The following is a 23,627-nucleotide window of genomic DNA, read 5'->3' on the forward strand; positions in this document are numbered from 1 at the left end:
GCCGCCTTCGGCACCCTCCGCAACCTCCCGGACGCGGCCCGTGTACGCATCCCCGCTGGTCGTCACGGAGCGTAGAGAAGCTATGTCCCTGAGTGACGATACTGGTGTATCGTCCCGACAGGGGCTGCGCCGCCGAACGTTCGGCGCCGGGGATGGACATTCAGATCTGTGAGGGGGGCGACGGGCGATGCACGGCCTATGGACGAACGATCCGACGCGGCGGAGCCGCCGACGGCGGCCCTGGCGGACGGCCGCGCGCAGACGCGGCCACCACATGAGCCACCACTGCCATCACCAGCGCCGGCACAGCGGCCGCAGGAGGCATGCGCACCCAGCACACCGGGGTCGGGATGCGGGAGCGGCGCGGAGCGGGAGGCCCCGGTGAGCGCGTCCCCCGCTGTGACGACCACGTTCGACGGAGCGGTGCGCGCACCGCACCCGCAGGAGGCGCCGCCGCCGCGGGGGCCGGCCACCGGGGAGCGCACGCGCACCTCGGAGCAACTCGTTCTCGCGCTGGTCTGCGCGGCCTACGCCCTGGGCGCCGCGTGCGACTGGGGCGCCGAGGAAGTCGCGCTGGTCATGGGCGACTTCGGGCTGAGCGCCGCGGCCGGCACCGCCGCCGTCTCCTGCTTCCTGTACGCCCGCAGCCCGCGCGTGCGCTTCCGCTCGGCCTGGCTGCTGTTCGCCCTCTCCTCGGCGATGGCGGCCCTCGGCAACGCGGTCTGGGGGTGGTACGAGGTCGTGCTGGGACAGACCGTCCCCAGCCCCAGCTACGCCGACCTGTTCTTCCTGTGCTTCGCCCCGCCCGCCATCGTGGGCCTGCTGGTGCTCGCCAAACGGCCGGTGACCAAGGCGGGCTGGATCTGTCTCGGGCTCGACGCCTGGCTGATCGGCGGCTCGCTGCTCACCCTGTCCTGGAGCCTCGCGCTCGCCCAGGCGGCCCGGTTCGACGGGCCCAGCGTGGCCCACACCGCGCTGTCGCTGGCGTACCCCCTGCTCGACATCGCGCTCGTCAGCATGGTGCTCGCGCTGCACTTCCGCCGCGCCCCGGGCAACCGCACGGCGGTGAACACCGCGATCGGCGCGCTCGCCCTGACCGTCATGTGCGACGCGCTGTTCACCTCGCCGCTGCTGCACAGCAGCTACCGCTCCGGGCAGCTGCTGGACGCGGGCTGGTTCGCCGGCTCGCTGCTGCTCGCCTACGCCCCCTGGGCCACACCCCGGCACGGGCGGCAGGAGCCCCGGACGCCGGACGGACACACCCGTGTGGTCCACGAGCACCTGCCCGGACAGCGCGGCGCGGGCCACCACCCCGTGCCCGCGCCCCCCGCGGGCGCCGACCACGGCCGGTACCCCGCCGGACGGCCGATCACCGGCTCCCTCGCCGCGCTCACTCCCTACCTCGCCGCGGCCGTGTGCACCCTGGGCATCCTGTACAACGTCCTCAACGGCCGCAGACCCGACCACGTCGTGCTGATCACCGCGGGTGCCGTCGTGCTCGCGCTCGTCATCCGCCAGGGCATCATGCTGCTGGACAACATCACCCTCACCCAGGAGCTGGCGCAGAAGGAGAACCACTTCCGCTCCCTGGTGCAGGGCTCCAGCGACGTCATCATGATCGCCGCGCCCAACGGCATCCTGCGGTACGTCTCCCCGGCCGCCGCCGGGGTCTACGGCCGCCCCGCCGAGGAACTGGTGGGCACCGAGCTGGCCGCGCTCATCCACCCGGAGGACCTGGGCTGCGTGGTGCACGAGGTGCGCCGCTTCCTCGCCGCCAGCCCGCTGGAGGAGGCCACCACACGCATCGAGTGCCGGTTCCGCTCCGGGGAGGGCGGCTGGCTCAACGTCGAGTCCACCGTCAACCGCCACCACGGCGGCCTGATCTTCAACAGCCGGGACGTGACCGAACGGGTGCGGCTGCAGGCACAGCTGCAGCACAACGCCGAGCACGACCCGCTGACCGACCTGCCCAACCGCGCGCTGTTCACCAAGCGCGTCCAGCAGGCCCTATCCGGCCGCCGGGCCACCGACCGGGGGGCCGCCCTGCGCGGCACGGCCGTGCTCTTCATCGACCTGGACGGCTTCAAGGCCGTCAACGACACGATCGGGCACCAGGCCGGGGACGAACTGCTCGTCCAGGCCGCCCGCAGACTCCAGGACGCGGTCCGGCAGGGAGACACGGCGTCCCGGCTGGGCGGCGACGAGTTCGCGGCCCTGATCGTCGGGGACGGCACCCGGGACCGTGCCGCCCGGGAGCGGAACATCCTGGAACTCGCGGACCGCCTCAGGACCACCCTCTCCCAGCCCTACTCCATCGACGGCAACGATGTCCGCGTCAACGCCTCCATCGGCGTCGCCTTCGCCGAACCCGGCCTCGGTGCGGGGGAGTTGCTGCGCAACGCCGACCTCGCGATGTACCGTGCGAAATCGGCGGGCAAGGGGCGGGTCGAGTTGTACAAGCCGCAGATGCAGCAGGACGTCGTGCGCAAGGCGGAGCTGGCCACCCGGCTGCGCGCCGCGCTGCACGACGGAGAGTTCGCGCTGCTGCACCAGCCGGTGGTGTGCCTGGAGAACGGCCGGATCACGGCCGTCTCCGCGCAGGCGCGCTGGCGCTCCTCCCAGGGGGTGCTGTTCACCCCGGCCGAGTTCCTGCGGATGGCCGAGGACAGCGACAAGACCGCCGAACTGGACCGCTGGATCCTGCAGGAGGCCGTGGAGCAGGCCGCCGACCGCGCGGCGACCGGACTGGTCGTACCGGTGGCGGTGCGGATGAGCGCCCGGCGGATGCTGGACCGCTCGGTACCGCTCGGCTCGGTGGAGGCGCTGCTGACCCGGCACGGGCTGCCGCCCGGGGCGCTGGTCGTGGAGCTGTCCGACACCGATCCACGGCTGCCCCTGGACGAGCTGGAGCGGCGGCTGGCCGCGCTCAGCCGGCTCGGGGTGCGGATCGCGCTGGACGGCCTCGGCAGCGGTCACGCGGCGATCACGGCCCTGCGGCGGCTGCCCGTGGACGTCCTCAAGCTCGACCGGGGCCTGGTCGAGGGCGTGGTGGAGTCGGCGCGGCTGCACAAGATCACCAGCGGTCTGCTGCGGATCGCCGGCGATCTCGGGCTCCAGTCCGTCGCCGAGGGAGTGGACCTGCCCGAGCAGGTGGTCGCGCTGCGCGCGATGGGCTGCACCCACGGACAGGGCATGGCGTTCGCCGGGTCGCTGGACGAGTACCGGCTGCGCCGGGCGCTCGGATCCGGCCACTATCCGGTGCCGCACGCCCCGGCCGAACCGGCGTTCGCGGGCAAGGGCGCGGGGGTGTACACAGGGGGTGTGTCCGCTGTCATCGGAGGCGGCAGTGCCCTTCGTTCACATTCTGAGACGCCCGTCCCACCCACTTGACACGTGGTGCGTGCCGGGGGGAGGGTCAGTCCCATGCGCACCCGAATTCTCGTACTTGGAAAGCGCGTCGGCTGAGCTGGGACCCACCGGAGAACGATCCGGAATCCCCAGCGACCTCACCGGCGCGCTCCCCTCGCTTGCCTTGCGGCACGAGGGGTTTTTTGTTGCACGAGTGCCTTTCGTGCAGCGTCCGAACTCCGCCCGAACCTCGCAAAAACCCTCAGCATCGAGAAGAGAATGCCGATGACCGAGCAGGCCACCGGGGCCCACCATCCGCAGCCGCGGCCCCGATCCGGAGGACACTCCACCCCCGTCGAGCACGTCACGGGTGCGCAGTCCCTCATTCGCTCCCTCGAGGAGGTCGGCGCGGACACGGTATTCGGCATTCCCGGCGGCGCGATCCTGCCGGCGTACGACCCGCTGATGGACTCCACCCGGGTGCGGCACGTCCTGGTCCGCCACGAGCAGGGCGCCGGTCACGCGGCCACCGGATACGCGCAGGCCACCGCCAAGGTCGGGGTGTGCATGGCGACGAGCGGCCCCGGCGCGACCAACCTGGTCACCCCGATCGCCGACGCGCACATGGACTCGGTGCCGCTGGTCGCGATCACCGGCCAGGTCGCCTCCTCCTCGATCGGCACGGACGCCTTCCAGGAGGCGGACATCGTCGGCATCACCATGCCGATCACCAAGCACAACTTCCTCGTCACCAAGGCCGAGGACATCCCCCGGGTCATCGCGCAGGCGTTCCACATCGCCTCCACCGGCCGCCCGGGCCCGGTTCTGGTGGACATCTCCAAGGACGCCCTCCAGGCGAGGACCACCTTCTCCTGGCCGCCCACCATGGACCTGCCCGGCTACCGCCCGGTGACCAAGCCGCACGCCAAGCAGATCCGCGAGGCCGCCAAGCTGATCACCTCCGCCCGCCGCCCCGTCCTCTACGTCGGCGGCGGCGTCCTCAAGGCGCAGGCCACCGCCGAGCTGAAGGTCCTCGCCGAACTCACCGGAGCGCCCGTCACCACCACCCTGATGGCGCTCGGCGCGTTCCCCGACAGCCACCCGCTGCACGTGGGAATGCCGGGCATGCACGGTGCGGTCACCGCCGTCACCGCGCTGCAGAAGGCCGACCTGATCGTCGCCCTCGGAGCCCGCTTCGACGACCGTGTCACCGGCAAGCTGGACAGCTTCGCCCCGTACGCCAAGATCGTCCACGCCGACATCGACCCGGCCGAGATCGGCAAGAACCGCGAGGCCGACGTGCCGATCGTCGGTGACGCCCGCGAGGTCATCGCCGACCTGGTCCAGGCCGTGCAGAAGGAGCACAGCGAGGGCCACCGCGGCGACTACACCGCCTGGTGGAGCGACCTGAACCGCTGGCGCGACACCTACCCGCTCGGCTACGACCAGCCCGAGGACGGCTCCCTGTCCCCGCAGCAGGTCATCGAGCGTGTCGGGCAGCTCGCGCCCGAGGGCACGATCTTCGCGGCGGGCGTCGGCCAGCACCAGATGTGGGCCGCGCACTTCGTCCAGTACGAGAGGCCCGCGACCTGGCTCAACTCCGGCGGCGCCGGAACGATGGGCTACGCGGTCCCGGCCGCGATGGGCGCCAAGGCCGGACAGCCGGACCACACGGTCTGGGCGATCGACGGCGACGGCTGCTTCCAGATGACCAATCAGGAGCTGACCACCTGCGCCCTGAACAACATCCCGATCAAGGTCGCCATCATCAACAACGGCGCCCTCGGGATGGTCCGCCAGTGGCAGACCCTCTTCTACAACCAGCGTTACTCCAACACCGTGCTGCACAGCGGTCCCGACGACGTCAACCCCGAGGCCCGGGGCACGCGCGTGCCGGACTTCGTCAAGCTGTCCGAGGCGATGGGCTGCGTGGGCCTGCGCTGCGAGCGCCCGGAGGACCTGGACAAGGTCATCCAGGAGGCGAACTCCATCAACGACCGTCCTGTCGTCGTGGACTTCGTCGTCCACGAGGACGCGATGGTGTGGCCGATGGTCGCCGCCGGCACCTCCAACGACGAGATCATGGCCGCCCGGGACGTCCGCCCCGACTTCGGCGACAACGAAGACGACTGACCCCGACAGGCAAGGAAGAGCAGAACACCATGTCCAAGCACACGCTCTCCGTCCTGGTGGAGAACACGCCGGGCATCCTCGCCCGGATCGCAGCCCTCTTCTCCCGCCGCGGCTTCAACATCGACTCGCTCGCGGTGGGCGTCACCGAGCACCCCGACATCTCCCGCATCACCATCGTGGTGGGCGTCGAGGAACTGCCGCTGGAACAGGTCACCAAGCAGCTCAACAAGCTCGTCAACGTGCTGAAGATCGTCGAGCTGGAGCCCGGTCAGGCCGTGCAGCGCGAACTCGTCCTGGTGAAGGTCCGCGCCGACAACGAGACCCGCTCCCAGATCGTGGAGATCGTCCAGCTGTTCCGCGCCAAGACCGTGGACGTCTCCCCGGAGGCCGTGACCATCGAGGCCACCGGGTCCAGCGAGAAGCTGTCCGCCATGCTCAAGATGCTGGAGCCGTTCGGCATCAAGGAACTGGTCCAGTCGGGCACGATCGCGATCGGCCGTGGCGCCCGTTCGATCACGGACCGCTCGCTGCGCGCTCTCGACCGATCTGCGTAAGGCTGAGAACGGGCGGCCGGCGATCGTCGTCCGCCCGTATGCCGAGACCCCGAAACTTCCTTCCCGCCCACCGTCATACGGTGGGACGCACCACCTGCACACAAGGAGAGAACCCAAAGTGGCCGAGCTGTTCTACGACGCTGACGCCGACCTGTCCATCATCCAGGGCCGCAAGGTCGCGGTCATCGGCTACGGCAGCCAGGGCCACGCCCACGCGCTGTCGCTGCGTGATTCCGGCGTCGACGTGCGTGTCGGTCTGCACGAGGGCTCCAAGTCCAAGGCCAAGGCCGAGGAGCAGGGCCTGCGCGTGGTCACCCCGGCCGAGGCGGCCGCCGAGGCCGACGTCATCATGATCCTGGTCCCGGACCCGATCCAGGGCCAGGTCTACGAGGAGTCGATCGCCCCGAACCTGAAGGACGGCGACGCACTGTTCTTCGGCCACGGCTTCAACATCCGCTTCGGCTTCATCAAGCCCCCGGCCGGCGTGGACGTCTGCATGGTCGCCCCGAAGGGCCCGGGCCACCTGGTCCGCCGTCAGTACGAGGAGGGCCGCGGCGTCCCGTGCATCGCCGCCGTCGAGCAGGACGCCTCCGGCGACGCCTTCGCGCTGGCCCTGTCGTACGCCAAGGGCATCGGCGGCACCCGCGCCGGCGTCATCAAGACCACCTTCACCGAGGAGACCGAGACCGACCTGTTCGGCGAGCAGGCCGTCCTCTGCGGTGGCACCGCCGCCCTGGTCAAGGCGGGCTTCGAGACCCTGACCGAGGCCGGCTACCAGCCGGAGATCGCCTACTTCGAGTGCCTGCACGAGCTGAAGCTGATCGTGGACCTCATGTACGAGGGCGGCCTGGAGAAGATGCGCTGGTCCATCTCCGAGACCGCCGAGTGGGGCGACTACGTCACCGGCCCGCGCATCATCACCGACGCCACCAAGGCCGAGATGAAGAAGGTCCTCGCCGAGATCCAGGACGGCTCCTTCGCCCAGAACTGGATGGACGAGTACCACGGCGGTCTGAAGAAGTACAACGAGTACAAGCAGCAGGACTCCGAGCACCTGCTGGAGACCACCGGCAAGCAGCTGCGCAAGCTGATGAGCTGGGTGAACGAGGAGGCGTAAGCCTCACGTCAGGGGGCCGGGGCATGCTGCTCCGGCCCCCGTTCCACAACCGCCGGCAGGGCTACACAATGTAGTTCCTCGTCCGGGTGATACTTCCGCAGCGGCACAAACCGACGGCCGCAGCGCCACTAGACTGCTGCACAACATACGCGTCAGGCCCACAGCGTCGTGCGTCTTCCACGCGGCTAGCACCCCTCCACCGCCAGCGGCCGTCGGGACGGCCGTCCGCATTGGACTTGTGAGGACTCACGTGAGCTCGAAACCCGTCGTACTCATCGCCGAAGAGCTTTCGCCCGCGACCGTCGACGCACTCGGCCCGGACTTCGAGATCCGGCACTGCAACGGAGCCGACCGAGCCGAACTGCTCCCCGCCGTCGCCGACGTCGACGCCATCCTGATCCGTTCCGCCACCAAGGTCGACGCCGAGGCCGTGGCCGCGGCGAAGAAGCTCAAGGTCGTCGCGCGCGCCGGCGTCGGCCTCGACAACGTGGACGTCTCCGCCGCCACCAAGGCCGGCGTGATGGTCGTCAACGCCCCGACCTCCAACATCGTGACCGCCGCCGAACTGGCCTGCGGTCTGATCCTCGCCTCCGCCCGCAACATCCCGCAGGCCAACGCCGCGCTGAAGAACGGCGAGTGGAAGCGCAGCAAGTACACGGGCGTCGAGCTGGCCGAGAAGACGCTCGGCGTCGTGGGCCTCGGCCGCATCGGCGCCCTGGTCGCGCAGCGCATGTCCGCCTTCGGCATGAAGGTCGTCGCCTACGACCCCTACGTGCAGCCCGCCCGGGCCGCGCAGATGGGCGTCAAGGTGCTCTCCCTGGACGAGCTGCTGGAGGTCTCCGACTTCATCACCGTCCACCTGCCGAAGACCCCCGAGACCCTCGGCCTCATCGGCGACGAGGCGCTGCGCAAGGTCAAGCCGAGCGTGCGCATCGTCAACGCCGCGCGCGGCGGCATCGTCGACGAGGCGGCGCTGTACGCGGCACTGAAGGAGGGCCGGGTCGCCGGCGCCGGCCTCGACGTGTACGCCAAGGAGCCGTGCACCGACTCGCCGCTGTTCGAGCTGGACCAGGTCGTCTGCACCCCGCACCTCGGCGCCTCCACCGACGAGGCCCAGGAGAAGGCCGGTATCGCCGTCGCCCGGTCGGTGCGCCTCGCGCTCGCCGGTGAGCTGGTGCCGGACGCGGTCAACGTCCAGGGCGGTGTCATCGCCGAGGACGTCAAGCCCGGTCTGCCGCTCGCCGAGCGCCTCGGCCGCATCTTCACCGCGCTGGCCGGCGAGGTCGCGGTCCGCCTCGACGTCGAGGTCTACGGCGAGATCACCCAGCACGACGTCAAGGTGCTGGAGCTGTCCGCGCTCAAGGGCGTCTTCGAGGACGTCGTCGACGAGACGGTGTCGTACGTCAACGCCCCGCTGTTCGCGCAGGAGCGCGGTGTCGAGGTCCGCCTGACCACCAGCTCCGAGTCGTCCGACCACCGCAACGTGGTGACGGTGCGCGGCACGCTGGGCACCGGCGAGGAGGTGTCGGTCTCCGGCACGCTGGCCGGCCCCAAGCACCTGCAGAAGATCGTGGCGGTCGGCGAGTACGACGTCGACCTCGCGCTCGCCGATCACATGGTCGTCCTGCGCTACGAGGACCGCCCGGGTGTCGTCGGCACCGTCGGCCGCATCCTCGGCGAGGCCGGCATCAACATCGCCGGCATGCAGGTCGCCCGCGCGGCGGTGGGCGGGGAGGCGCTGGCCGTCCTGACCGTCGACGACACGGTGGCCCCCGGTGTGCTGGCCGAGGTCGCCGAGGAGATCGGGGCGACGTCCGCCCGCTCGGTGAACCTGGTCTGAGTGTCCTGAAGAACGCCGGACGGGCCGAGGCGACCGCCTCGGCCCGTCCGGCGTTCCGCCGTCCCGCTACTCACCGGTCTCCCGGACCCTGATCCCCCGCAGGGTCGTCGCCGCGCCCACCGCGGCCAGCGCGAGCAGCACCGCACCGGCGATCGCCGCGCCGTGCATCCCGCCGGTGAACGCCTCCCGGGCCGTGGCGAGCAGGGAGGCGCCGGTCCGGCCGGGCAGACGAGCGGCCGTGGCGAGGGCGCCGCCCAGCGTCTCGCGGGCCCCGGCGGGAGCCGTGGCCGGCATCCGGTGGCGGTAGACGGCCGCGCCGATCGAACCGAGGACCGCCATGCCGAGCGCCCCGCCGAACTCGGCGCTGGTCTCCAGCAGAGAGGAGGCCGTGCCCGCCCGCTCCACCGGCGCTCCGCTCATCGCCAGGTCGGTCAGCTGGGACATGATCGCGACCACCCCGCAGGCCAGGACCCCGGCCCCGGTCAGCGCCAGCCACAGCGAGTCGGTCCCGGTACAGGCGAGGAGCGCGTAACCGGCCGCCATCGTCGCGAAGCCGCCCGCGACGACGTACCCCCGGTCGGCACCCCGCTGGACGAGCCACGCGGTGAGCGGACCGGCGACGCCGATGAACACCGAGGGCACGAGGCTCCACAGCGCGGCCTCCAGCGGGCTCTTGCCGAGGACCGACTGCAGGTACTGCGTGGTGAAGATGGCCGAGCCCATCATGCCGAGTGACGAGACGAGGTTCAGGACCAGCGCCGGGGTGAAGCCGTGGCCCCTCAGCAGGGCCGGCGGGATCAGCGGGGAGGCCTGGGTGCGCTGGCGGCGGACGAACAGGGCCGCGAAGAGCAGGCCGACGGTGATCGAGACGACGTACAGCGGGTGCCAGCCCTCGGAGGCGATCTCCTTCAGGCCGTAGACCACGGGGAAGACGGCCGCCATCGACAGCGGGACGCTCGGCCGGTCGAACCGGCCCGGTTCCGGGTTCCTCGACTCGGGCAGCAGAACCGGGCCGAGGAGCAGCAGCAGTGCCATCGCGGGCAGGTTGACCAGGAAGACCGAGCCCCACCAGAAGTGCTCGACCAGGATGCCGCTCATCACCGAGCCGAGGGCGATGCCTCCGGTCATCACCCCGGACCACATCCCGATCGCCTTCGCCCGCTCGGCCGGGTCGGTGAACATCGTGCGCAGCAGGGCCATGGTCGAGGGCATCAGCGTCGCGCCGCCGACGCCGAGGAGCGCGCGGGCCGCGATCAGTGTTCCGGCGCTGTCCGCGTAGGCGGCGAGGAGCGAGGCGGCGCCGAAGGCCGCGGCGCCGGCCAGCAGGAGCCTGCGGCGGCCGATGCGGTCACCGAGCGAGCCCATCGTCATCAGCAGGCCGGCCAGGACGAAGCCGTAGACGTCGAAGATCCACAGCTGCTGGGTGCCGCTGGGGTGCAGGTCGGCGCTGATCGCGGGGGTCGCGAAGTACAGGACCGAGACGTCCATGGACACCAGCAGCAGCGGCAGCATCAGCACGCCGAGAGCGGTCCACTCGCGGCGTCCGGCGCGGGCGGGGGAGGGCGGGGACGAGATCGGGGTGGTGCTCGTCGGGTTCGTCATGCCAGGAAATGTACGCACGTCTTAAACGCTTGTCTAGAACGCTTGTATAGGTCATCCGTCTAGGACGGTTGTATGGATCGCGCGGTAGGGTGAGGTGCATGGGACACCGTGAGGACTTGCTGGAAGGCGCCAAGCGCTGCCTGCTGGAGAAGGGCTTCCTGCGCACGACCGCGCGGGACGTCGTCAAGGAGTCGGGCACCAACCTGGCGTCGATCGGCTACCACTACGGCTCCAAGGCCGAGCTGCTGGTGCAGGCCTACGTCTCGCTGATCGAGGAGGTGGGGGAGCGGTTCGACCCGGGACTCGGCGGGACGGTGACCGAGTCCCCGGGGTCGCTGGCCCGCTTCCAGGAGGTGTGGACGAACATCATCCGCACGGTGCCCGAGTCGCGGGCGATCTGGCTGCTCAGCTTCGAGCTGATGTTCCAGGACGAGCGGCTGGAGGAGGTGCGCAAGCTCCTGGCCGAGGCGCAGAAGGAGGGCCGTGCGGGGCTCGCGGCCATGTTCAGCGGTGTTCCGGAGGCCGAGATCGGCCAGGAGGTGGTCGAATCGGAGGGCCGCGTCTACCAGACGCTGCTCAACGGCCTCATGGTCCAGTGGCTCTTCGACCCGGACTCGGCGACCACCGCGCGGCAGCTGACCGACGGCCTGCGGCGGATCATGGAGGCCGCCGGCGAGGCGGGGTGGAACTAGGGCCTGCCGTTTGGATCATGCCGCGCGGCGCGGGCCGTCTGACAACGCACCTAGAGCCGGGCCCGCTTCAGCGTCATGTGGAGCAGCAGGCGGTCCTCGCCGTCGTCGAGGTCCAGACCGGTCAGCCGCTCCACGCGGGAGAGGCGGTAGTACAGGGTCTGCCGGTGGACGCCCAGCTCGGCGGCCGTGCGGCCGGCCTGGCCCGCGCAGTCGAGGTAGACCTCCGCGGTGCGGGCCAGCTCCCGGTGGGCGGGGGCGAGCAGGAGGCCCGCGACGGGATCGTGCGCGGACTCCGGCGGCAGCGCGGTCAGCAGCCGGTACGGCCCGATGCCCCGCCACTCGGCGACGGGCCCTAGCCGTGGCTCGGCCAGTGCGGCCCGGGCGGCGGCGGAGGCCTCCTGCCACACCGCGCCCAGCTCGGTGAGACCCGTGCGGGGCTCGCCGACCCCGGCGGCGCATCCCGCACCCCCGAAGGCTCCGGCCGCGACCCCCGCTGCGGCCGCGGCCGCCACCCGGGCCCCCGCCCCGCGCGCCGCCGCGAGCCCCCGCCCCCCGTGGGCCCCCTCGGCGTCCTTCAGCAGCCGGGCCGCCGCGGCCAGCGCGGGGGTGTTCACCTCCGTGGTCCGCAGCCGCACCAGCAGCGCGAGGCTCTGTCCCGTCGCCCCCCAGGGCAGCGTGCACAGCGCCGTGGCATGGGGGATCGTGCGGGCGGCGGGGGCGTCGTCCGGGTCCGCCGACGGCCAGGGCGCCACGCACACCAGCGTGAGCGGCCCGTCGGCGCGGCTGCCGAGGGCGGTACGGAGTTCGGCCACCGCCATGTCCCGCTGCCAGCCGCGCTCGGCGGTGAGTACGGCGCGCAGCTCCCGGCTCAGCCCGGCCCCGGCCTCCGCCTCGTCCGCGAGCAGCGCGCCGATCCGGCCCGCCACCCGCATGGCCGCGGACAGCTGCGCGTCCGACGGCCCGGGATCGCCCTCCAGGAGCCAGACGTAGCCGAGGACCACGCCCCGATGGCGCGCCGGCAGGCAGATGCGGCCGCGGTACACCCCGGCCTCGGGGGTGGGCGGGATCCGCACCGGCCCCGTCGCCCGGGTGATGCCGAAGCCCTCGAACCAGGCGCGCACGGTCGCGGTGGAGCGCCGGGTCAGGATCGAGCGGGTGCGCACCGGGTCCAGCGCGGAGGGATCCAGCTCGTCCTCGCTGTCGTAGGCACCGAAGGCGATCAGCTCGAAGTCGCGGTTCTCCAGGGTCGCCGGGACGCCCAGCAGCTCCGAGATCTCGTCCACCAGCTCCTGGAAGTCACCCTGGTAGTCGGCCGTCACCCCGGTATTCTCCCGCATTCCCCGGCACCCTTCATACATCTGTCTGAGATCTGGTGCGCGGATGCGTGACAGCTGTCCGTGGCCCAGGATCGGAGAGATCCCTAGGTTTCACGGTGGTTCTCCGTGCCGTACCCGAATGGTCGGGTGACGGCCGTTCTGGTGCTTGTCTGTGGAGGTGCCCCGTGCTGGGTCCCGTGATTCTCGCCGCGTCGCGCAGCGACCGGATGCGTCGTCTGATCTCGGCGGCCCCGGTGACCAAGCAGGTCGTCGACCGCTTCATCCCGGGCGAGACCGTGACCGACATCGTCCCGATCATCCGGGACCTGACGGACCGCGGCCTGGAGCTGACGATGGACGTCGTCGGCGAGGACATCACCACGCCGGAGCAGGCCGCCGCCGCCCGGGACGCCTACCTGGAGCTGGTCGACCGGCTCAGGCAGCTGGAGCTGGGCGAGCGGGTCGAGATGTCGGTGAAGCTGTCGATGTTCGGCCAGGCGCTGGAGGGCGGCCACGAGCTGGCCCTCGCGAACGTCCGCCCGGTCGTCGAGGCCGCCGCGGCCATCGGCACCACGGTCACCCTCGACGCCGAGGACCACACCACCCTCGACTCGATGTTCGCCATCCACGAGGAGCTGCGGAAGGACTTCCCGCAGACCGGCTGCGTCATCCAGGCCTACCTCTTCCGCACCGAGGCCGACGCCCGCCGTCTCGCCGAGTCCGGCAGCCGCGTCCGCCTGGTCAAGGGCGCCTACAAGGAGCCCGCCGAGGTCGCCTACCAGCAGAAGCACGAGATCGACAAGGCCTACGTGCGTATCCTGAAGACGCTGATGGAGGGCGAGGGCTATCCGATGGTCGGGTCCCACGACCCGCGCCTGATCTCCATAGCCCAGGAGCTGGCCCACCAGGCCGGCCGCAAGCTGGACGAGTACGAGTTCCAGATGCTGTACGGCATCCGCAGTGACGAGCACCTGCGGCTGGCCGCCGAGGGCCACCGCATGCGCGTGTACACCGCCTACGGCACCGACTGGTACGGCTACTTCATGCGCCGTCTGGCGGAGAAGCCGGCCAACCTGCGCTTCTTCCTCCGCTCGATGGTCAGCAAGGGCTGAGCCCGAACACCCGCTCACGTACAAGGAGTCAAGGATCTCATGGACGCTGTGACCCAGGTCCCCGCCCCGGTCAACGAGCCGGTGCACGGCTACGCCCCCGGTTCGCCCGAGCGCGCCCGCCTGGAGGCCAAGCTCAAGGAGCTGGCCGAGAACCCCATCGACCTGCCCATGACCATCGGCGGCGAGAAGCGGATGGGCGGCGGCGAGCCGTTCCAGGTGGTCCAGCCGCACAACCACAAGGCCGTCATCGGCACCCTGCGCAACGCCACCCGGCAGGACGCGCAGGACGCCGTCGACGCGGCCCTGGCCGCCGCGCCGGCCTGGCGCGCCATGTCCTTCGACGACCGCGCCGCGATCATCCTGCGCGCCGCCGAGCTGCTGTCCGGCCCGTGGCGCGAGACGATCGCCGCGTCCACCATGCTCGGCCAGTCCAAGACCGCCCAGCAGGCGGAGATCGACAGCCCGTGCGAGCTGGTCGACTTCTGGCGCTTCAACGTCCACTACGCCCGCCAGATCCTCGCCGAGCAGCCCCCGGCGAACTCCCCGGGCGTGTGGAACCGCATGGACCACCGCCCGCTGGAGGGCTTCGTCTACGCGATCACGCCGTTCAACTTCTCGGCGATCGCGGCGAACCTGCCCACCGCCCCCGCCCTCATGGGCAACGTGGTGGTCTGGAAGCCGTCCCCGACCCAGACGCACGCGGCCGTCCTGCTGATGCGGCTGCTGGAGGAGGCGGGCCTGCCCAAGGGCGTCATCAACCTCGTCACCGGCGACGGCATCGAGGTCTCCAACGTCGTCCTGGAGCACCGTGACCTCGCGGGCATCCACTTCACCGGCTCGACCAAGACCTTCCAGTACCTGTGGAAGACGGTCGGCAACAACATCGAGAAGTACCGCGCCTACCCGCGTCTGGTCGGCGAGACCGGCGGCAAGGACTTCCTGGTCGCCCACCCCAGCGCCGACCGCGCGATCCTCAAGACGGCCCTCACCCGTGGTGCCTTCGAGTACCAGGGCCAGAAGTGCAGCGCCACCTCCCGCGCGTACATCCCGGCCTCCATCTGGAACTCGGGCTTCAAGGAGGAGTTCGCGGCCGAGGTCGACTACCTGACCATGGGTGACGTCACCGACCTGTCGAACTTCATCGGCGCCGTGATCGACGACCGTGCCTTCGCCAAGAACAAGGCCGCGATCGACCGCGCCAAGGAGGACCCGACCTGCACGATCGTCGCGGGCGGCTCCTACGACGACTCGGTCGGCTACTTCGTGCGCCCGACCGTCATCGAGTGCACCGACCCGGAGAACGAGGTCTTCCGCACCGAGTACTTCGGCCCGGTCCTCGGCGTGTACGTCTACGAGGACGACAAGTACGACGAGATGCTGACCCAGATGGAGTCGGTGTCCGACTACGCGCTCACCGGCTCGGTCGTCTCCAACGACCGCGCGGCGGCGGCGTACACGATGGAGAAGCTCCGCTACGCCGCGGGCAACTTCTACATCAACGACAAGTCGACCGGCGCCGTCGTCGGCCAGCAGCCCTTCGGCGGCGGCCGCTCCTCCGGCACCAACGACAAGGCCGGCGCCCCGCAGAACCTGCTGCGCTGGACCCTGACCCGGGCCATCAAGGAGACCCTGGTCCCGCCGACCGACTACACCTACCCGCACATGGGCTGATCAGCCCCCGCGAACCCGGGCCGGGAAGCCTGACACCTGAGCAGGCTTCCCGGCCCGTAGCCATGTCCGGGCCCACTCGGATCACGGCCGCACCGTCGCCCTCGAACGCACGAAGGGCCAGCTCAGGGCGGTGTGGGCCGGTTCGCCGTCTCAGATAGTAGGAAGTCCGAGTAACTGTGCAGACAGAAGCGGCCGGCTCCCTTAGTTTTGTAGGAGCCGAACGTCTCGCTCGATCAAGCGAATGGCGGTCGTGAGCCGGGCCCTGTGCAGGCAACCCCTGTGGCCGTCGCTCCCCGCCCCATCCGGCGTCTCGAATCCCCTCATCGCCGTACTCCAGCTTGCCGAAGGAGTCGATTTCCATGGCCGAGACGACCGTCCGCCGCCGAGTCCGCCACGTGTCCCGCGCGAGCGAGTCCGACCGCAAGAACGCAGCCGACGCGCTCCAGCGCGCCCTCGACCGCCGGGACAACGGCGGCGAGACCGGCCACTGAGCCGCCACCGATCCGGGAGCCGCACCGTCCGGGGTGCGGTGCGGCCCTGCCCGCCGCGCCGCGCCCCGGGGTCACCCGTGCGCACCCCCTTCGGGTGTCCGTATCGCGGACATGGCGTGTCATCACCTGGGACGAGGAGTAGGGTGCCGACATGTCTCGCAGCATCAATCTCGCAGTGATCCCCGGTGACGGCATCGGGCAGGAAGTCGTGGCCGAAGGCCTCAAGGTCCTCTCCGCCGTCCTCCCGCAGGATGTGAAGCTGGAGACCCAGGAGTACGACTTCGGCGCCAAGCGCTACCACGCCACCGGTGAGACCCTCACCGACGCCGACCTCGACGCGCTGAAGCGGCACGACGTCATCCTGCTCGGCGCCATCGGCGACCCGTCGGTGCCGTCCGGCGTCCTGGAGCGCGGTTTCCTGCTCAAGCTCCGCTTCGCCTTCGACCACCACGTCAACCTGCGTCCGTCGAAGCTGCTCCCCGGTGTCGCCACCCCGCTCGCCGGCCAGCCGGAGATCGACTTCGTCGTCGTCCGCGAGGGCACCGAGGGTCCCTACACCGGCAACGGCGGCACCATCCGCAAGGGCACCGAGCACGAGGTCGCGACCGAGGTGTCCGTCAACACGGCCTTCGGTGTCGAGCGCGTCGTCCGGGACGCCTTCGCCCGCGCCCAGGCCCGCCCGCGCAAGAAGCTCACGCTGGTCCACAAGAACAACGTGCTGACCTTCGCCGGGCACCTGTGGACGAACGTCTTCAACAAGGTGGCCAAGGAGTTCCCCGAGGTCACCACGGACTACATCCACGTCGACGCGGCGACGATCTACCTCGTCACCGACCCGGGCCGCTTCGACGTCATCGTCACCGACAACCTCTTCGGCGACATCATCACCGACCTCGCCGCGGCCGTCTCCGGCGGCATCGGCGTCGCCGCCTCCGGCAACATCAACCCCGGCCGCGAGTTCCCGTCCATGTTCGAGCCGGTCCACGGCTCGGCCCCGGACATCGCGGGCCAGGGCAAGGCCGACCCGACCGCCACGGTCCTGTCCGTCGCCCTCCTGCTGCGTCACCTCGGCTACGAGGCCGAGGCCGACCGCATCGACGCGGCGGTCTCCGTCGACCTCACCGAGCGCGCCGGCCGGCCCGCCCGCAGCACCTCCGAGATCGGCGACGCCCTCGCCTCCCGAGTAGCCGGCTGACCCGGCGCTCCATCGCAAGAGAAGCCGCCGGGCCGCACGACCGCCCGGCGGCTTCCCCCTGTCCCCGCCGGGTGCCACCATCGACCCCTGGGTCGCCTTCACCCCGATTCCGTCCGCCGGGGGCCCCGCGCGATAATCGAACGCGGAGCCGCGGTATGAGGGAAAGCTCGGACGTCCTAGCACCAGCCGGACGGCCGGTGTTCGGGCGTGAGCGCGGCCCGTCACAACAACCGGTGAAGGACAATCACTCATGACGACGCCCACGATCGAGCTCAAGCCCTCCGCCAGTCCCCTCGCCGCCGCCGAGCGCGAGGCGATGCTGGCCAACCCCGGGTTCGGCCGCCACTTCACCGACCACATGGTGACGATCAGGTGGACCGAGGGCCGCGGCTGGCACGACGCGCAGCTCGTTCCGTACGGCCCGATCTCCCTCGACCCCTCCACCCACGTGCTCCACTACGGCCAGGAGATCTTCGAGGGGCTGAAGGCCTACCGGCAGCCCGACGGCTCGGTCGCGCTGTTCCGCCCCGAGGCGAACGCCCGCCGCTTCCGCAACTCCGCCCGCCGCATGGCCATGGCCGAGCTGCCCGAGGAGCTGTTCCTCGCCGCCCTGGACGCGCTGCTCACCCAGGACGCCGACTGGGTCCCGCCGCACGGCGGTGAGGCGTCCCTCTACCTGCGGCCGTTCATGTTCGCCAGCGAGGCCGCGCTCGGCGTGCACCCGGCGAACGAGTACATGTTCATGCTGATCGCCTCCCCGTCCGGCGCCTACTTCGCCGGTGGCGTGAAGCCGGTCACCATCTGGGTCTCCGAGGACCACGTCCGCGCCGTCCCCGGCGGCACCGGCGACGCCAAGACCGGCGGCAACTACGCCGCCTCCCTGCTGCCGCAGGCCGAGGCCGCCGCGCACGGCTGCGACCAGGTCGTCTACCTCGACGCGGTCACCCGCACCAAGGTCGAGGAGAGCGGCAGCATGAACGTCGCCTACGTCTACGGCGACCGGATCGTCACCCCGGAGCTGACCGGCTCGATCCTGGAGGGCATCACCCGCGACTCCCTGCTCCAGGTCGCCCGCGACCTCGGCTACACCGCGGAGGAGGGTGTGATCACCCTGGAGCAGTGGCGCAAGGACGCGGCCTCCGGCGCCCTCACCGAGGTCTTCGCCTGCGGAACCGCCGCCGTGGTCACCCCGATCGGTCACGTCAAGACCAGGACCGACGAGTGGACCCACGGCGACGGCACCCCGGGCGAGGTGACCCTCCGGCTGCGCGAGGCCCTGCTCGGCGTCCAGCGCGGCATGACCGAGGACAAGCACGGCTGGATGCACCGCGTCGGCTGACGGTCGGGCAGGACGAACCGCTGCCGCGAGAGGGCGCCGCGTGTCCGTGGCGCCCTCTCGCGTCCGGGTGGACGGTGCAGACGGTTCTCCCTTTCCGGTGAGTCGCAGCTTCTCGGTGCGTTACAGGCTGAGGGCCGCTTCGGACTCGTGGACGTCCTCGGCGGCCCCCGGGCGCTCCCCGCCGCGCGTCAGCAGCAGGTAGACGGCTCCCCCGACCGCGCCCGACAGCAGGAAGCTGCAGTCCACCCCGCCGGTCAGGTGCAGCAGGGGGCCCTGGTACGACGGCAGTGACACGGCCAGCAGGCCGACCCCCGCGCCGACCGCCCAGGAGACGGTGGCCTGCACGTTCCAGCCCGCCCGGTACCAGTAGATCCCGCCCCGCGAACGGCGGTTGAAGACCTGGAGCGCGTCGGCGTCGTAGACGCCGCGGCAGCGGGCGAAGCCGATGAGGGTGATGACCGCCCACGGGGTGCCGATGGCGGTGAGCAGCAGCACGAACGAGGTCATCGCCGACTGCGCGTTCCAGGCGTAGTGGCCGACGAACACACAGACGGTGGCGACCACGGCGACCGTGCAGGTGGCGCGGGCGCGGGAGGCCCTGGGCAGGATGGCGTCCAGGTCCAGGCCCATCGAGTAGAGCATCAGACCCGCGTTGCCGACCGAGCCGGCGGAGGCGGACAGCAGCAGCGGCAGCAGGTACCAGGCGGGGGAGGCCGCGACCAGCGGACCGGCGTAGTCGAGCGCCGCGTGCGCGCCGAACGCCGTGAACGTGCCGAACAGCTGCGGCACCAGCAGGCCGAGGATCAGGCCGAGCCAGGTGGCGTGCAGGACACGGCGGTTGGCGTGGCGGGCCGGGGAGATGTAGCGGGTGTAGTCGCCGAGCAGCGTGATGAAGGCGATCGGGCCGGACAGGCCCGCGGCCACGGCCGACAGGAACCAGGTCGGCCAGAAGGAGCCGAGCAGATAGCCGCCCGCCTGCGGCAGCGCCGCGGTGGTGAAGTGCGGGGCGTAGGCGATGACGCCGAGCACCAGCAGGAGGGTCATGCCGACGGACAGGACCTTGGACATGTTCAGCAGCACCCGGTAGCCGTAGACCGCGCCCGCGACCGTCGCCGCGGCGAGCAGCGCGTAGACGACGCCGTACGACACCCCGTCCGCCGGGAGCCCGAACATCCGGCCGAGCACGCCGATCATCACGTCGCCGCCGATCCACACCGTCAGCGCGGTGTAGCCGAGGGCGAGCAGCAGGCCGACGACCGACCCCACCAGCCTGCCCCGGACGCCGAACTGGGCGCCGGAGGAGGTGGAGAGGTTGGTCGCGGTGCGCAGCGAGATCAGGGCCAGCGGCGCCGTCACCGCCGTGCCGACCAGCGTCCCCGCCACGACCGAGCTGACCGACGCCCACCAGCCGAGCCCGAAGGACGGCGGCAGCCAGCCGAAAATGATCACTCCGAGGCAGAGGTTGGAGCCGAGCAGGATCGAGACGAGGTCGCGCGGACCGCTGGTCCGCTCCTCGTCCGGGATGGTGTCGACTCCACGCTGTTCTATCGGCATGGCTGGGTCTCCTTCGACTGCCGCCTGGTGTTAGAGCGACGTTCAATGTGACGTGTAGCCTCGCCCGCGGTCAATGCTTCTGTTTCATGAATTCCGCGTTTAGAGTGATGCTCTAATTCATGGAAGGCAAGGAGGTGCCGCGTCGTGAGACTGACCCCCACGGAACGTGACCGGCTGCTGCTCTTCGGGGCCGCCGAGCTGGCCCGGGCCCGCCGTGCCCGCGGCCTCAGGCTCAACGTGCCGGAGGCGACCGCGCTGATCGCGGACACCGTCTGCGAGGCGGCCCGGGACGGCAGGCGGCTCGCCGAGGCCATCGAGGCGGCCCGCTCCGTGCTCGGTCCCGAGGACGTGCTGCCGGGCGTCGCCGACGTGGTCACCGAGGTGATGGTCGAGGCCGTCTTCGACGACGGCTCCCGGCTCGCGGTCGTCTCCGACCCCATCGGCGGCACCCTGGGCGAGGACGCTCCGGGCGCGCTGCTGCCCGGGCCCCAGCACGCCGACCCGGCGCCGGTCGTGCGGCTCACGGTCACCAACACCGCGACCGTGCCGGTCTCCGTCACCTCCCACTTCCACTTCTTCGAGGGCAACCCGCGCCTCGACTTCGACCGCGCGCGGGCCTACGGCATGCGGCTCGCCGTACCCGCCGGCTCGTCCGTCCGCTTCGGGCCGGGCGAGAGCGAGGAGGTCGGTCTCGTGCCGATCGGCGGGGAGCGCGTCGCGATCGGCTTCGCCGGTCTCGTCGACGGCCCGCTGGACGCGCCGGGGGCCAGGGAAGAGGCCCTGCGCAGGGCCGCCGCCTGCGGATATCTGGGAGTCGCGCCGGAAGGAGGCGAGGAGCGATGAGCCGCTCGAAGGGACGCGAGGTGAGCCGGGCGATCCACGTCGACCCGCACGCCTACGCGGCCACCCACGGCCCCCGGGCCGGCGACCGCGTCCGGCTCGGCGACTCGGGCCTGACCGTCCGGGTGGAGTCCGACTCCCAGCACTACGGCGACGAGTTCCTGGCCGGCTTCGGCAAGACGGCCCGCGACGGACTGCATCTGAAGGCCGCCGCCGTCCGGGAGACCTGCGACGTCGTGATCAGCAACGTCGTGGTGATCGACGCGGCGCAGGGGATCCGGAAGGTCTCCATCGGCATCCGGGAAGGCCGCATCTGCGGCATCGGCCGGGCCGGCAACCCCGACACCCTCGACGGCGTGGACGTCGTCGTCGGCACCGGCACCTCCATCGTCTCCGGCGAGGGGCTGATCGCCACCGCCGGTGCCGTGGACACCCACGTCCACCTGCTGTCGCCGCGGATCATGGAGGCCTCGCTCGCCTCCGGCGTGACCACGATCATCGGGCAGGAGTTCGGCCCGGTGTGGGGCGTCGGCGTCAACTCCCCCTGGGCGCTGCGCCACGCCTTCAACGCCTTCGACGCCTGGCCGGTCAACATCGGCTTCCTCGGCCGGGGTTCGTCCTCCCACGAGGCGCCCCTGATCGAGGCGCTGGCCGAGGGCGGGGCGTCCGGCTTCAAGGTGCACGAGGACATGGGCGCCCACACGCGTGCCCTGGACACGGCCCTGCGGGTCGCCGAGGAGCACGACGTCCAGGTCGCCCTGCACAGCGACGGCCTGAACGAGTGCCTGTCGGTCGAGGACACCCTGCGCGTCCTCGAAGGCCGCACGATCCACGCCTTCCACATCGAGGGCTGCGGCGGCGGACACGTGCCCAACGTGCTGAAGATGGCCGGCGTGCCCCACGTCATCGGCTCCTCCACCAACCCGACCCTGCCCTTCGGCCGGGACGCGGTCGCCGAGCACTACGGCATGATCGTCTCCGTCCACGACCTCAAGCCCGACCTGCCCGGCGACGCCGCCATGGCCCGCGACCGCATCCGTGCGGGCACGATGGGCGCCGAGGACGTGCTGCACGACCTGGGCGCGATCGGGATCACCTCCTCCGACGCCCAGGGCATGGGCCGCGCGGGCGAGACCGTCCGGCGCACCTTCGCCATGGCCGGCAAGATGAAGGCCGAGCTGGGCCCGATGGAGGGCGACGGCGAGGGCGACGACAACGCCCGCGTCCTGCGTTACATCGCCAAGCTGACCATCAACCCGGCCATCGCGCACGGGCTTTCCCACGAGGTCGGCTCCCTGGAGGCCGGCAAGCTCGCCGACATCGTGCTGTGGCGGCCCGACCACTTCGGGGCCAAGCCGCAGCTCGTGCTGAAGTCCGGCTTCCCGGCGTACGGCGTGGTCGGCGACCCCAACGCGGCCACCGACACCTGCGAACCCCTCGTCCTCGGGCCGCAGTTCGGCTCGTACGGCGCCACGGCCGCGGACATCTCCGTCGCGTTCGTCGCCCGGGCGGCCGTCGACCAGGGCAACGACGCCATGCCCACCCGGCGCCGCCGGGTCGCGGTGCGCGGCACCCGCGGGATCGGCCCCGCCGACCTGCGGCTCAACGCCCGGGTCGGCGCGGTCGACGTCGACCAGCGCACCGGTCTGGTCACCCTCGACGGCGACCCGCTCAGCTCCGAGCCCGCCGACTCCGTCTCCCTCAACCGCCTCTACTTCCTCTGACCCGCCGGACACAAGGACCCCGAGAGATGACCACTCCCGCCGCCGACGGCTTCCGCATGCCGGCCGAATGGACCCCGCACGAGCGCACCTGGATGGCGTGGCCGGGCCCCAACCCCACCTTCGACGACCCGGACGACCTCCGCCTGTCCCGCATGGCCTGGGCCTCGGTCGCCCGGGCCGTCCTCCGCTTCGAGCCGGTGACGGTCGTCTGCGGCCCCGGCCAGTCGGCGCAGGCGCAGGCCCTGCTCGGCCCCGGCGTCGAGACGGTCGAGCGCGATCTCGACGACGCCTGGATGCGGGACATCGGCCCCACGTTCCTCACCGACGGGCGGGGTGAACTGGCCGCCGTGGACTGGACGTTCAACGGCTGGGGCGCCCAGGACTGGGCCCGCTGGGAGCACGACTCCAAGATCGCCGCGTATGTGTCCGACCTCGCGGGCGCGAAGACGTACGCCTCGAAGCTGGTCAACGAGGGCGGGGCGATCCACGTCGACGGCGAGGGCACCGTGCTGCTCACCGAGACCGTGCAGCTCGGCCCGGAGCGCAACCCGCACTGGTCGAAGGAGGAGGTCGAGGCCGAGATCCACGCCCACCTCGGCACGCGGAAGGCGATCTGGCTGCCGCGCGGCCTGACCGGCGACTACCCGCCCTATGGCTTCGGCACCCTCGGCCACGTCGACATCGTCGCCGCGTTCGCCGGTCCCGGTGTCGTCGTCGCCCACCACCAGCCGGACCCGGCCCATCCCGACCACGAGGTCACCAAGGAGGCCATCGGCATCCTGAGGTCGGCGACCGACGCGCGGGGCCGCCGCCTCGAGGTCGTGGAGGTGCCCGCCCCGACGGTCCTGGAGGCCGACGGGCACTGGGCCGACTACTCCTACATCAACCACTACCTCTGCAACGGCGGCGTCGTGCTCTGCGGCTTCGACGACCCGCGCGACGAGATCGCCGCCGGGATCTTCCGCCGCCTCTTCCCCGAGCGGACCGTGACCCTCGTGGACGCCCGCACGATCTTCGCGGGCGGCGGCGGCATCCACTGCATCACCCAGCAGCAGCCGAAGGCCGGGTGACACCCGCGGTCCGGTAGAACATACGCGTG

At 71.3% G+C, this 23,627-nt stretch carries 17 protein-coding genes; 14 read left to right on the forward strand and 3 right to left on the reverse strand.

The genetic code is table 11. The annotated features are described in order from the left end of the window. Positions 1-381 precede the first annotated feature (381 nt). The 5 genes from ACZ7FF_RS22575 (at position 382) to serA (ending at position 8,992) form a co-directional block, all read left to right on the forward strand. On the forward strand, positions 382-3,390 hold the full coding sequence (locus ACZ7FF_RS22575) for an EAL domain-containing protein (RefSeq protein ID WP_470814053.1): 3,009 nt from the start codon (positions 382-384) through the stop codon (positions 3,388-3,390). A 243-nt stretch (positions 3,391-3,633) separates the two neighbouring features. Further along, positions 3,634-5,481 (forward strand): acetolactate synthase large subunit, encoded by a 1,848-nt coding sequence (locus tag ACZ7FF_RS22580; protein WP_470814054.1) that lies wholly within the window; start codon positions 3,634-3,636, stop codon positions 5,479-5,481. A gap of 29 nt (positions 5,482-5,510) precedes the next feature. Then, complete coding sequence (gene ilvN / locus ACZ7FF_RS22585; RefSeq protein WP_470814055.1) at positions 5,511-6,035, forward strand: acetolactate synthase small subunit; 525 nt, start codon at positions 5,511-5,513, stop codon at positions 6,033-6,035. 118 nt (positions 6,036-6,153) lie between these two features. Next, positions 6,154-7,152 carry a ketol-acid reductoisomerase gene (gene ilvC / locus ACZ7FF_RS22590; protein WP_470814056.1) on the forward strand — a complete coding sequence of 333 codons (999 nt, stop codon included), beginning with the start codon at positions 6,154-6,156 and terminating at the stop codon, positions 7,150-7,152. A 250-nt stretch (positions 7,153-7,402) separates the two neighbouring features. Then, complete coding sequence (gene serA / locus ACZ7FF_RS22595; protein WP_470814057.1) at positions 7,403-8,992, forward strand: phosphoglycerate dehydrogenase; 1,590 nt, start codon at positions 7,403-7,405, stop codon at positions 8,990-8,992. A 66-nt stretch (positions 8,993-9,058) separates the two neighbouring features. On the opposite strand, the gene ACZ7FF_RS22600 is transcribed toward serA, so the two are convergent. Continuing rightward, complete coding sequence (locus tag ACZ7FF_RS22600) at positions 9,059-10,594, reverse strand: MFS transporter (RefSeq protein ID WP_470814058.1); 1,536 nt, start codon at positions 10,592-10,594, stop codon at positions 9,059-9,061. Between the two features lie 98 nt (positions 10,595-10,692). On the opposite strand from ACZ7FF_RS22600, the gene ACZ7FF_RS22605 reads away from it, so the two are divergent. Further along, positions 10,693-11,286 carry a TetR/AcrR family transcriptional regulator gene (locus ACZ7FF_RS22605; protein ID WP_470814059.1) on the forward strand — a complete coding sequence of 198 codons (594 nt, stop codon included), beginning with the start codon at positions 10,693-10,695 and terminating at the stop codon, positions 11,284-11,286. Positions 11,287-11,336: 50 nt separating this feature from the next. Here ACZ7FF_RS22605 and ACZ7FF_RS22610 read toward each other — a convergent pair whose 3' ends face one another. Next, on the reverse strand, positions 11,337-12,623 hold the full coding sequence (locus tag ACZ7FF_RS22610; RefSeq protein WP_470814060.1) for a PucR family transcriptional regulator: 1,287 nt from the start codon (positions 12,621-12,623) through the stop codon (positions 11,337-11,339). A gap of 164 nt (positions 12,624-12,787) precedes the next feature. Here ACZ7FF_RS22610 and ACZ7FF_RS22615 point away from each other — a divergent pair, with 164 nt between their 5' ends. From ACZ7FF_RS22615 to ACZ7FF_RS22635, 5 genes are all read left to right on the forward strand, one after another. Next, entirely contained in the window at positions 12,788-13,714 is a 927-nt protein-coding gene (locus ACZ7FF_RS22615) for a proline dehydrogenase family protein (protein ID WP_470814061.1), read from the forward strand. Positions 13,715-13,753: 39 nt separating this feature from the next. Continuing rightward, a complete protein-coding gene (gene pruA / locus ACZ7FF_RS22620) occupies positions 13,754-15,385 on the forward strand; it encodes an L-glutamate gamma-semialdehyde dehydrogenase (RefSeq protein WP_470814062.1) in 1,632 nt (543 codons plus the stop codon). 359 nt (positions 15,386-15,744) lie between these two features. Continuing rightward, positions 15,745-15,876 (forward strand): hypothetical protein, encoded by a 132-nt coding sequence (locus ACZ7FF_RS22625; protein WP_365584084.1) that lies wholly within the window; start codon positions 15,745-15,747, stop codon positions 15,874-15,876. A 151-nt stretch (positions 15,877-16,027) separates the two neighbouring features. Further along, positions 16,028-17,071 carry a 3-isopropylmalate dehydrogenase gene (locus ACZ7FF_RS22630; RefSeq protein WP_470814063.1) on the forward strand — a complete coding sequence of 348 codons (1,044 nt, stop codon included), beginning with the start codon at positions 16,028-16,030 and terminating at the stop codon, positions 17,069-17,071. 250 nt (positions 17,072-17,321) lie between these two features. Further along, positions 17,322-18,410: a branched-chain amino acid aminotransferase gene (locus ACZ7FF_RS22635; RefSeq protein WP_470814064.1), complete on the forward strand. Its 1,089-nt coding sequence runs from the start codon at positions 17,322-17,324 to the stop codon at positions 18,408-18,410. Between the two features lie 120 nt (positions 18,411-18,530). Here ACZ7FF_RS22635 and ACZ7FF_RS22640 read toward each other — a convergent pair whose 3' ends face one another. Next, a complete protein-coding gene (locus tag ACZ7FF_RS22640; protein ID WP_470814065.1) occupies positions 18,531-19,964 on the reverse strand; it encodes a cytosine permease in 1,434 nt (477 codons plus the stop codon). Between the two features lie 144 nt (positions 19,965-20,108). Here ACZ7FF_RS22640 and ureA point away from each other — a divergent pair, with 144 nt between their 5' ends. The 3 genes from ureA to ACZ7FF_RS22655 are packed head-to-tail and all read left to right on the forward strand — an operon-like array spanning position 20,109 to position 23,598. Next, positions 20,109-20,807: an urease subunit gamma gene (ureA, locus tag ACZ7FF_RS22645; RefSeq protein WP_470814066.1), complete on the forward strand. Its 699-nt coding sequence runs from the start codon at positions 20,109-20,111 to the stop codon at positions 20,805-20,807. Then, positions 20,804-22,528 carry an urease subunit alpha gene (locus ACZ7FF_RS22650; RefSeq protein WP_470814067.1) on the forward strand — a complete coding sequence of 575 codons (1,725 nt, stop codon included), beginning with the start codon at positions 20,804-20,806 and terminating at the stop codon, positions 22,526-22,528. Before ureA ends, ACZ7FF_RS22650 begins: the two co-directional genes overlap by 4 nt. Positions 22,529-22,554: 26 nt before the next feature. Then, a complete protein-coding gene (locus tag ACZ7FF_RS22655; protein WP_470814068.1) occupies positions 22,555-23,598 on the forward strand; it encodes an agmatine deiminase family protein in 1,044 nt (347 codons plus the stop codon). Positions 23,599-23,627 lie beyond the last annotated feature (29 nt).

It is taken from the genome of Streptomyces sp. NPDC037126, from assembly GCF_055605965.1.